A 10,210-nucleotide genomic window follows, 5' to 3' on the forward strand; every position below is an offset into this window, starting at 1 on the left:
GGAGAGCAGCGATAACAACRGCAATCGCAATGACGACACTAATCGTTATAAAATGATCGCCCCACAAATAAATTTTGTATTGGGAGAGCTTCACATAAACCGAATTGCTAATAACGATACTCTCCGTGCTGATGAGGAAGCTAATCCCTCTAGCGAGGAACATTCCCGCCAGCGTGACAATCCAAGGATGCAGCTGAAAGCGCTGAATTAAATACCCTTGCCCTGCCCCAAACAGCGTACCAATGACGAGAGCAACGATCGTTACAACAAGCGCGTTTGCCCCATGCTGGAAGAGTGACGCCGACACCATGCTGATCAGCGCAACGACCGAAGCTACGGATAAATCGATGCCGCCTTTAATAATGACGAATGCCATGCCTGTAGCCACAATAATGAGATAGGCGTTGTCTATAAATAGATTCAAAAATACTTGCATGGAGAAAAAGCCCTTGTAAAGCGCAGCACCTGATCCATACAAAATAAACAAAAGAAGCAGCGTAGCCAATACAATAATATTGTTATGGCTAATTTTCAGAGAAATCAGCTTCATTATGCCGCCACCTTCTTTTTCACCAATTTGAATGACTGCCGGAATAAGTCGGATTGAATCAAGCAGACGATAATAACAACAACCGCTTTAACGAGCAAAATGCTGGAAGGCTCGACACCCAATGAATAAATCGTCGTCGTCAAACTTTGGATGAACAAGGCTCCAAATATCGTTCCGCCAAGGTAGAAGCGTCCGCCACGCATCGAGGTTCCGCCAATTACGACAGCTAAAATAGCATCCAGCTCTATCCACAGTCCGGCATTGTTCGCATCGGCACTTGCTACGTTTGCGCTAATAATAATGCCGGCAATACCTGCGCAAATGCCCGTAATCGTATAAGCGGTCATGAAAATTACTTTAGGACGTATCCCCGCATAGCTGCTCGCTGTCTTATTGCCGCCGGCAGCCTCTAGAAAAAGTCCGAATGCGGTACGCGTTTTGAATAGATATACGAGTAAAAATACAGCCATCGCAATGAACAGCGGAAATGGCAGTCCTAGCAAATGCCCTTTTCCAATAAACTGATACGCCTTATCGTTAGTCGTAAGCACTTGCCCGCTCGTAATTAGTTGAGCGATTCCTCGGCCAATCGTCAGCAAAATTAAGGTAGCCACCATCGGCTGAATGCCAATCATTGCAACCAGCATCCCATTCCATAAGCCGCATAATAATCCTGCAAATACGCCCGCTAGAATGACAAGCCAAAGCGGATAACCATCGAGCATAAATACCGCGATAGCCCCCGAAATAGCGAGAACTGATCCTACGGATATATCAATTCCCTCTTTAGCAATGACTAGAGTCATGCCAATAGCAATAATGATGAGCGGCGATCCATTTTTCAAAATATCAATCAAATTGCCGAATAAATGACCGTCCTTCCATTCCATTCGAAAAAAATCAGGGATGACGATCAAATTGAAAAGAAACAATACAGCGAGTGCCAGAATCGGCCAAATGATTTTCTGCTTGCTTAAACTACGCGCCAATCCCGTCAGACCCGCCATACATTTCCGCTCCCTTCGCAATCATTTCCATAATAATGTTCTCGCGCATGTTTGCGCCGGCGACCTCGCCGATCTTGATCCGATCGCGTAAAACGATAATCCGGTTGCAGCATTGAACGATTTCCTCAAGCTCCGCCGATATGATGAGGATCGATATGCCTGTTGCCGCCAAATCAAGAATGAGCTTGCGGATTTCCATCTTGGAACCAACATCGATTCCGCGTGTCGGCTCATCCAGAATAAGCAGCTTCGGCTGCGTAGCAAGCCACCTCGCCAAAATAACCTTTTGCTGATTTCCGCCGCTTAGATTTTCAATCTTCTGCTCCGCGCTTGGCGTTTTGATCTTTAGCAAATCAATGTAATGATTGGCGATTTCCTTCTGCTTGCGCAGCGGTATGAATGAGAAGAGGCCTTTACGGGCTTGCAGCGCCAAGACGATATTTTCACGAATGGTAAGCTCTCCTATGATGCCTGCTACTTTGCGATCCTCTGGCGTGAATCCAAGCCCTTTCTGAATAGCTTTCTGCGGATACATCGAAGAAATAAGCTCGCCGTCAATGGTCAAGCTGCCTTCATCCGCTTTGTCGATGCCAAAGATGAGCTTAGCGATTTCTGTTCGGCCAGAGCCAAGAAGTCCTGCAAGACCAAGCACCTCCCCTTTCCCGATCTGAAGATCGATTGGATTAATGCTGCCTCGTTTGCCAAGCGAGCTGGCCTCCAAAAAGTTTTCGCCAGCCGTTCGCTCTACTGCCTTTTTCCCTGTTGCTTCTTCTACACTCCATTCCCTGCCGATCATATGGGACACAAGCTCTGTTTTGGTCAGATCCTTCGTTAAGTATTCGCCGACGAGCATCCCATTGCGCAGCACCGTAATCCGGTCGGTTACTTCATATACCTGGTCTAGGAAATGAGTAACAAATACGATCCCCATGCCCTCTTGCTTTAGAATGCGCATAACTTTGAACAGCTGTTTAACCTCATTCGCATCAAGGCTTGACGTAGGCTCATCCAATATAAGAATACCGTTCGAAATATCAACAGCTCTCGCAATGGCTACCATTTGCTGAATAGCGACCGAATAATGCGATAATGTTTGCTTAACATCAATCGCAAGGTCTAGACGCTCCAGCAGCCGTTCGCTGTCGTTGTACATTTTGTCCCAGTCTATTAATCCGCGTTTTCTGGGATGACGACCAATATAAATGTTCTCAGCCACGCTAAGATTTGGGCATAAATTGACCTCTTGATATACCGTACTTATGCCAAGCCGCTGTGCTTCCAGCGGAGATTTTGGAGCTATCGTCCTGCCTGCTAGCAACACCTCTCCAGCATCCCATTTGTGCACGCCGGTCGCTACTTTAATCAACGTCGATTTTCCTGCGCCGTTCTCTCCCATAAGCGCATGGATCTCGCCTTTCCTGAGACCAAAATCAACATTTGAAAGCGCCTTGACGCCAGGAAACGATTTGCTAATTCCTTTCATATGCAGCACATAATCGGTGCCCATGGTCCTTCACCTCTTTCCGTTTTCACCTCCAATTGTAGAAAAAACGACCATCGTTCGTATTTAGAAATATAGGTCTTTTTTTAATGAATTCGGACATTTATGCAAAATAAAAGAGCGACTCCGYAGCTATGCCAGCTCGGAGTCACTCTCTTGTTCACCTATGATTTACTTGCCTGCGGCTGCTTCCATAAAACCAGCAATTTGTACCTTTTGACCGATTTTAGCGCTCTCAAGTGAGGCCAGAACCATGGCCATACTATAAATATTGTCGCTGCAATCCGTTTCCGGCTTGCTGCCTGCCTCAAGCGAAGCGAACATATTGTCCAAACAGCCTTTATGATGCGTATTTTCCATCTCTGGAGGCTGGGATTCTACTCGTTTATAGTCGCGTATGAATTTTCCACTCTGATCGCCGCTAACCACGATCTCGGCATATGGGTTGTTATCTCCTTCCCAAATCGCTGTACCATGCTCGCCAGTTACTCTCCAAGAAGACTCCCATGTTGTGGACGCACCCTCAGCGCACCAAGACCCGCGATAATTAAATACGGAGCCGTCGGACATCTCAAAGATACAGATCGCATTGGCATTTCCTGCATACCAAGAGCCCGGAGGATTAAACTCATGACAATAGACAGAAACGGGATCGGCACCAATAATAAATCGCGCCTGATCGAAGGTATGAATCGCCATATCCAGCAGCAATGGGCTGTCCATCGCGTCGCGGAACCCGCCAAAATGCGCGCCTAGAAAAAAGTCCGCGCCTACAAAACCCGGTTTGCCAATTGTGCCATCCTCGAGCAATTGCCGAAAAGCACGAATGCGCGGATCAAATCTGCGATTTTGCATAACGGCATGCGTCCTGTCCGATTCGCTAGCAATACGTACGATTGCATTGCAATCTGCCATCGATTCTGCAAGCGGCTTTTCTCCGAAGACATGACAGCCCATCTCTAGAGCCGTCGTGCTGATTGTATAATGGCTTGCAGGAATGGTCACATCGAATACGATGGTAGCATCTGTCTCCGCGATCGCTTTTTTGATGTCTGTAAAAGTTGGACAATTAAGCCCCTTGCGTTCAGCCATCGCTTGCGCAAACTCTTCCTTAATATCAACAAGCCCGACAATTTCAGTGTCTTCCCGTTCTTTGGCGTAGTCTACCCAAGTGTTCGCCATGCCTCCGCAGCCGGCAATAACTACACGATGCTTAATCGACATTGTATTCTCTCCTTTTTTGAACTCTATTATTTTCTATACCGGATTAGGTACAAAATCGCCGCCGCGGCAGTTTTTCAAATAATTAAGCGCATGTACTTGTCCCGTCATTTCYAGCTCGTCCTTATAAACAGGATCATGCCAGCCCTCAATATCAATCGTGCCTTTATAATCGTTCTGTCTCAAAATCGTAATAATATCTTTCCAGTTGGTATCGCCAAAACCAGGTGTACGGTGCCATACAAACTGCTGTTTGCTGTGTACCCCGTGCTCCTTCACGATATCCCATGCAATTGTTGCATCTTTGCCATGCACATGGAACACCTTATTCGCCCATTTGCGCAGCTGCGGAATCGGATCGATTAAGCTGACCATTTGGTGGCAAGGCTCCCATTCCAATCCGATGTTGTCCAGCGGCACCGCATTAAACATAAGTTCCCAGGCTGCCGGGTTATGGGCAATATTCCAATCGCCTGTCGCCCAGGTTCCGCCCATATCGCAGTTTTCAAAAGCAATCCGTACACCTTTATCCGCTGCTCTGCGTGTGAGCTCCCCGAAAACTTCCTTGAATTTCGGAATGGACTCGTCAATCGGTTGATTCGTCAAGCGGCCTGTGAACCCAGATACAATATCAGCTCCAAACAGATGCGCATGATCAATCAGACGCTCCCAGCTCGCAAGCGTATCTGCGTTGTTTCCTTCTCCCGTTAGCGGGTTTCCGAAAACGCTTACAGCTGGAACCACAAAGTCATGTTCATCTGCGAGCGCTCTTACCCGTTTAGCCATCTCCACAAGATCTGTTTCACCAGTCGTTTGCCAGAAAGTTAAGTTGAACGATTCAAATCCGTGCTTTACGATTTGTGGAATGATCTGATCCGCATTCCCTCCGCCGACAAGCGTTCCAATTCTCAATTTGTTATTCATCCTTGTATATCACTCCAATATTGGCTTATAGTATTCTCAACAACTTCATTATAACTAGGAGTTTTGCATATTTCTCTATACAATCTTGCGCAATACTAGTCGAATCTTGTGTTGGAGGTGCTGTAGATGAGCTATCCGAAAGAGCTATGGGAAAATACGCGTCTAGAGCAAAAAGCGTATCCATTTCAGCTCTTCCAAAACCGTGCCTATAATGTAACGCCAAATGAATGTTTCCTTTATTTACACTGGCATGAGCATTTCGAGATTATCATCATGAGAGAAGGCAATGCTCTCTTCCATATCGACAGCCGTCCATTTGTCGTCAAGCCAGGAGAAGTGCTGCTCATCCCAGGCGGCGGGCTTCATGTCGGCTATGCACTGGGTTACGACAATATTTATTATGATTGTATCGTCTTCAACGCTTCCCTCTTCAATGATTGGGTGCATGATCCGCTGCATGCGCAGTTTGTTGCGCCTTACTTGGAGGGTAGGCTTCGTTATCCCGTAAAGCCGGCCGAGCAGGATGAGTCCTGTCTTCAGCATTACTCGCTGCTGGAAGAAGCAATTACCGAGCTGATTGCCAAGCCGCCAGCCTATCAGCTTATCGTCAAATCAAAGCTGTATGCTCTATTTACGCTTCTTTCCCGCACTTTCATCGAGCGTCAGCTGGTAGGCATGCCGGCGGAACCATACTTTGTCAATCGCGACCGCTTCAAGCTGCTCATTCAGCGTATTGAATCTGATTTTCGCGAAAAAATGTCGATTGAACAGGCCGCCAAGCAAGTCAGCCTCAATCCCTATCATTTTTGCAAGCTGTTCAAAAAGCTGACAGGACGCACCTTCGTCGAATATGTCAATGTCAATCGCATGAACGAAGCCGAGCGGCTGCTGCGCGAAAGCAATGATACGATTACTGAAATTGCAGCAAAGGTAGGCTGTGAGAATCCGAACTATTTTACGAAGCTATACAAGCAGTACAAAGGGATTACCCCCTCGCAGGCACGTAAGCTGCAATAGCGGCAGATGAGCGTACAGCAACCTTTTGGCCTTTCCCTGCGTCTTACTTACAACGATGATTAAAGGAGATAATTGGATGTTTATGCTTAAAACGAAATACTTCTCCGTCATATCCATGGTTATACTCATAACGGTCATTACAGCTGCCTGCAGCAGCGCCGGCAAACCATTGAATAATGATGAGAGCAGTTCTTCAATATCAGGTGGAAATACCGCAACGGACAAGCCTACCGAGGCACCACTCCCTACTGCGACTGAGGATATAACTACTGAAGCGCCGACAGCCACCACAGCTCCAACGGATGCTGTAGAGACGGCCACACCTGCACCAACTAAACAACCAGCAAAGACTGATGAACCTGCTGCGACTGCGAAACCAACGAAGAAACCTGCAGCCTCAGCTAAACCTTTGCCAACCATAAAGCCGACCAAGAAACCAGCCTCTCCAGTACCGACTGAGAAGCCAAACACTGAGACACCAACCGAGAAGCCGATCATTAAACCAACGGTTACATCGAAGCCATCCACCCTGCCGATTGCTACGCCGTCTCCTACACCGAAGCCGACGACGAAACCAGATCCAGGCAATCCATCTGGTGCGGTCACCGTTGCTGATATCGCAGCCAAAATAAAAGCCGATGCAGGGCTTGGGTCGCTTTCGGAAGTTGAGGGCGAACGAATAAAAGACAGCTATGGCATAGACCCGGAAACGATGCTGATTGACGGCATTTTCTATCAACCGATGATAATGATTCAAGCTGGAGAGTTTTCCGTCGTTCAGCTCAAGTCAGAGAAAGACTTTTCCGACATTGAAGCTCTGTTCAAGAAACGTGCGGAGGCTGTGCAAAAAGTATTCGAAACCTATGTGCAAGATCAATACGAACAAGCTTTAAACTATCAAATCCTGCGCAACGGAGATTTTGTTCTCTTCTCGATCTCGCCTGACCAGAAAAAAACAGCTGAACTTTTCAATGCGTTTTTCAAGAAAAAATAATGATGGAGAAATAAGTATAAAATATAGCCTTAATAGAAAAATGGCGGTGCAGAAACAACTCCTGCACCGCCATTTTGTTGTAAAGCTCGATCTCACTTTGCTTATCTCCGAATAACCGGCTTTCGCTCTCCAAGCAGCGGGAATTCACCGATTCGCAGCTTCGCGCTGCCATATGGCACTAGCTCTAGCTCAGTCACCGGCTGACCCTCTGTATCCGGATTGAGAGGCGGAGTTCCCGCGTTGTTGCCTTCCATCCGCCATTCTGCAACAAGCTTGCCGCTTGCTTTCAAGCGGATCGGCGCAGCAGCCGCATCAAACGGCTGATAGGGAATCGCCTCTTCGCTCACCATTACCTCAAAGCTGGTGTCCGCAAGCAGGCCATACTTCCATGGAGAACCCGGGTATATTTCCCAGTCATGAAACCGTTCACGCGGCCTAAGCAGCTGCCAGTTTTCCACCAGCGGCAGAGCGTAGACTAGTGGTCCACGTTCTACGCTTACTGCGTACAAATTACGAGAAACGGTACGAACCTCCATAGACAGCTTCAGCAGCAGCTTATCACCGTCTTGCCATTCTCGTTCAATTCGCGCATAACCTTTTGCTGGGTTTAAAATAATAGTTTCACCATTCACAAGCAGGCTCGGACTGATCGACCATTCCGGCACACGCAGCGAAATAGCAAAAGTAGCGGAACGTTCAAGCACTAGCTCGATCGTCACTTCATCACGGAACGGATATTGTCCGCTTACTCGCACCTCAGCTGCAACGCCGTCTGCAACTGACGTTTGGACATGGCATGGAGCATACGATACAGCTGCCAAGCCGCCTGCAGCATCCGACATCCACATATGTGAAGCAAACTTCGGCCATCCCTGATGCATATTTGATGTACAGCAGCCAAAATTAGGCTCTAAGCCAAATAAATTGGCATCTGGCCCGTTGCTCCAATTTCTAGGCGCTACATTGCAAACAATTTGATTCACCTGCTGATCATACTGATGCGCGCTCCAATCCTTGGAAATCGTAGCTGGCAGCGCGTTGAACGCCACCTTCTCCAAAATATCACCGAATCGCCCTTCGCCAAAAATCCGAGTAAGCTGCTCCATCGAATACATATACTCCACGACAGCGCAGAGCTCAACCCCTTGGCTCGGATGTGTACCCGACAGCCATTCATCGCCGGAGAACATGCCGTGCGCTTGCCCATGATGAGTCATCAAGCTGTCTAGGCCGCGATGAACCGCATCACGCTGAACGCTCTCACCATACAGCTCATATAAAATGCCTGGCATCTTGATGCCCATCGCCACATTGACAACATGTGTCCGAAAATCCCATTGCTCCACTTTTCTCCAGAACGGGAAGTTATGGAAAATATCCGTCCAATCCAGTGTTTGACTGGCAACAATATCAGCCAGCTTGAGCAGCTCGGCATCTTCCGTCTTCTTATATAACCATAAAATACATAACAGCATTTCGGAACCGCGCGACTTCGCCCAGCCGCGCAAAGGCTGCTCTTCGATAATCGAGCTTACATAACCGAAAAATTTGCTAAGGAATGGAACGATTCGTTCATCGCTCGTTGCCTCCTCATATTGCATCATCACCTTAAGCATAATCATGAAATGCCACCAGTCCTGCTTCTTATCCAGGTCATTATTAACCGTTGTAATATGTGCAGGCCCAAAAAAGCCATTCTCCTGCTGGCTGGCGAGCGACCATTCTATCCAACGGTTCGCTTTCGCGATCAGCTTCTCATCGCCCAGTATATACGCAAGCGGCAGCAGCCCGTCCAAATAATAGGGACCGCGCTCCCAGCTTTCTCCTTCCCCTCCTATCCAACCATTGTTCGGGCCTACATCCGCCCAATGCTCCTCCAGATGACCCGTAAGTCCATCCGCTTGTATTCGAAGCTGATTATACAGCCAGCCTTCCGCCTTAATGCTGCCAAGCGGCAGCGCCCCAAATGCTTCATGTAATTGTTCCATGCTTCTGTACCACTCCTTCATGCCATGATGGATGCATACCGAATATACCATGCGGGACTTGCCCGATTGGATAGCTGATCTCAACCACTTTTTATCCAATCACAACATCTTTGTTTTATAGCATCTTTACTCAAACTGCAATCATCGCATATGATTATCCCGTAATGACTAAGCAAGGAGTGAAGCCTGAATGTTACAATTCATTTGTCCCCCCATGCCTCATTTCATTCAAGGCGGCGAGGACACTTATCCTATACTTGGCAGACATGCTGATCGTTCAAACATTGGCGTATTCGATCTTATATACGTAACACGCGGTAGTTTATATATGGAGGAAGAAGGACAGGAGTTTAATATTTCGGCAGGCCATTATGCTATTTTTCGACCTGACCGTTCTCATCGAACGACTATGCCCTGCAGCGAGGAAACCCATTTTTATTGGCTGCACTTTCAAACGGTCGGTGATTGGAGTGAATCACATGAACGGCTTCCTTTCTCCATTTCACAGGAGGGGCAGCCCTTTGCTCCGATCGAGTATTTCCCTTTCCAGCTTCCAAAGCAGAAGCGTGTACTTGTCCCCCATGCCATTGAAGAGAAAATACGCGAGCTGCTGCAGCTGCAGGAGCAGCCCTCAGCTCAATCGCGCTGGACCCAGCAGCAAATTTTTCACCTCCTCCTCCAGCTGCTTCAGGATCAAAATCAATCGGCGGTGGATAGTCCTTATTTGCAAATTGCCGAAGCAACCGCTCTGTTCCTGCGGCGCAGCTATCAAGACCCGCTCAGCTATAAGAAAATGGCAGAGGAGCTGCATTTCCACCCCAATTATATTGCGATTTGCATGAAAAAAACTTTTGGGTGTACTCCCCTTGAGTACCTCACGCGCCACCGTATTGAGCAAGCGAAGCGGCTGCTTATCCACACGAATGAACCTATAGGCAAAATTGCCGAAGAAATAGGCTTCGGCTCCTTTCCTTATTTTGTTCGCTGCTTCACGAAACACACAAGCAC

At 47.7% G+C, this 10,210-nt stretch carries 9 protein-coding genes; 3 read left to right on the plus strand and 6 right to left on the minus strand.

Features of this window, described 5'->3' with window-relative positions; all coding sequences use genetic code 11:
* From AC1DSE_RS22485 to AC1DSE_RS22505, 5 genes are all read right to left on the minus strand, one after another.
* Positions 1–550, minus strand: a 550-nt coding sequence (locus tag AC1DSE_RS22485) for an ABC transporter permease subunit (RefSeq protein ID WP_477528215.1), incomplete at its 3' end; no start/stop codon positions are given.
* Positions 550–1,557: an ABC transporter permease gene (locus tag AC1DSE_RS22490; protein WP_441881494.1), complete on the minus strand. Its 1,008-nt coding sequence runs from the start codon at positions 1,555–1,557 to the stop codon at positions 550–552. The genes AC1DSE_RS22490 and AC1DSE_RS22485, both read right to left, overlap by 1 nt.
* Positions 1,529–3,064 (minus strand): sugar ABC transporter ATP-binding protein, encoded by a 1,536-nt coding sequence (locus AC1DSE_RS22495; protein ID WP_477511323.1) that lies wholly within the window; start codon positions 3,062–3,064, stop codon positions 1,529–1,531. The genes AC1DSE_RS22490 and AC1DSE_RS22495 overlap by 29 nt, the downstream gene beginning before the upstream one ends.
* A gap of 165 nt (positions 3,065–3,229) precedes the next feature.
* On the minus strand, positions 3,230–4,282 hold the full coding sequence (locus tag AC1DSE_RS22500) for a Gfo/Idh/MocA family protein (RefSeq protein WP_477511324.1): 1,053 nt from the start codon (positions 4,280–4,282) through the stop codon (positions 3,230–3,232).
* A 33-nt stretch (positions 4,283–4,315) separates the two neighbouring features.
* The gene (locus tag AC1DSE_RS22505; RefSeq protein WP_339203663.1) at positions 4,316–5,203 is read right to left on the minus strand and encodes a sugar phosphate isomerase/epimerase family protein; all 888 of its coding nucleotides are present in this window, start codon (positions 5,201–5,203) and stop codon (positions 4,316–4,318) included.
* 126 nt (positions 5,204–5,329) lie between these two features.
* Here AC1DSE_RS22505 and AC1DSE_RS22510 point away from each other — a divergent pair, with 126 nt between their 5' ends.
* Together AC1DSE_RS22510 and AC1DSE_RS22515 are read left to right on the plus strand one after the other, a co-directional pair.
* The gene (locus AC1DSE_RS22510; protein ID WP_076266735.1) at positions 5,330–6,220 is read left to right on the plus strand and encodes a helix-turn-helix transcriptional regulator; all 891 of its coding nucleotides are present in this window, start codon (positions 5,330–5,332) and stop codon (positions 6,218–6,220) included.
* Between the two features lie 76 nt (positions 6,221–6,296).
* On the plus strand, positions 6,297–7,214 hold the full coding sequence (locus AC1DSE_RS22515; protein ID WP_477511325.1) for a DUF4358 domain-containing protein: 918 nt from the start codon (positions 6,297–6,299) through the stop codon (positions 7,212–7,214).
* A 101-nt stretch (positions 7,215–7,315) separates the two neighbouring features.
* Here AC1DSE_RS22515 and AC1DSE_RS22520 read toward each other — a convergent pair whose 3' ends face one another.
* Complete coding sequence (locus AC1DSE_RS22520) at positions 7,316–9,202, minus strand: beta-L-arabinofuranosidase domain-containing protein (protein WP_477511326.1); 1,887 nt, start codon at positions 9,200–9,202, stop codon at positions 7,316–7,318.
* Positions 9,203–9,392: 190 nt separating this feature from the next.
* Between AC1DSE_RS22520 and AC1DSE_RS22525 the strand changes: the two genes are divergently transcribed.
* The coding region (locus AC1DSE_RS22525) for a helix-turn-helix transcriptional regulator (RefSeq protein ID WP_477528216.1) at positions 9,393–10,210 on the plus strand (818 nt) is incomplete at its 3' end.

It is taken from the genome of Paenibacillus sp. 01L418 (genome assembly GCF_056400045.1).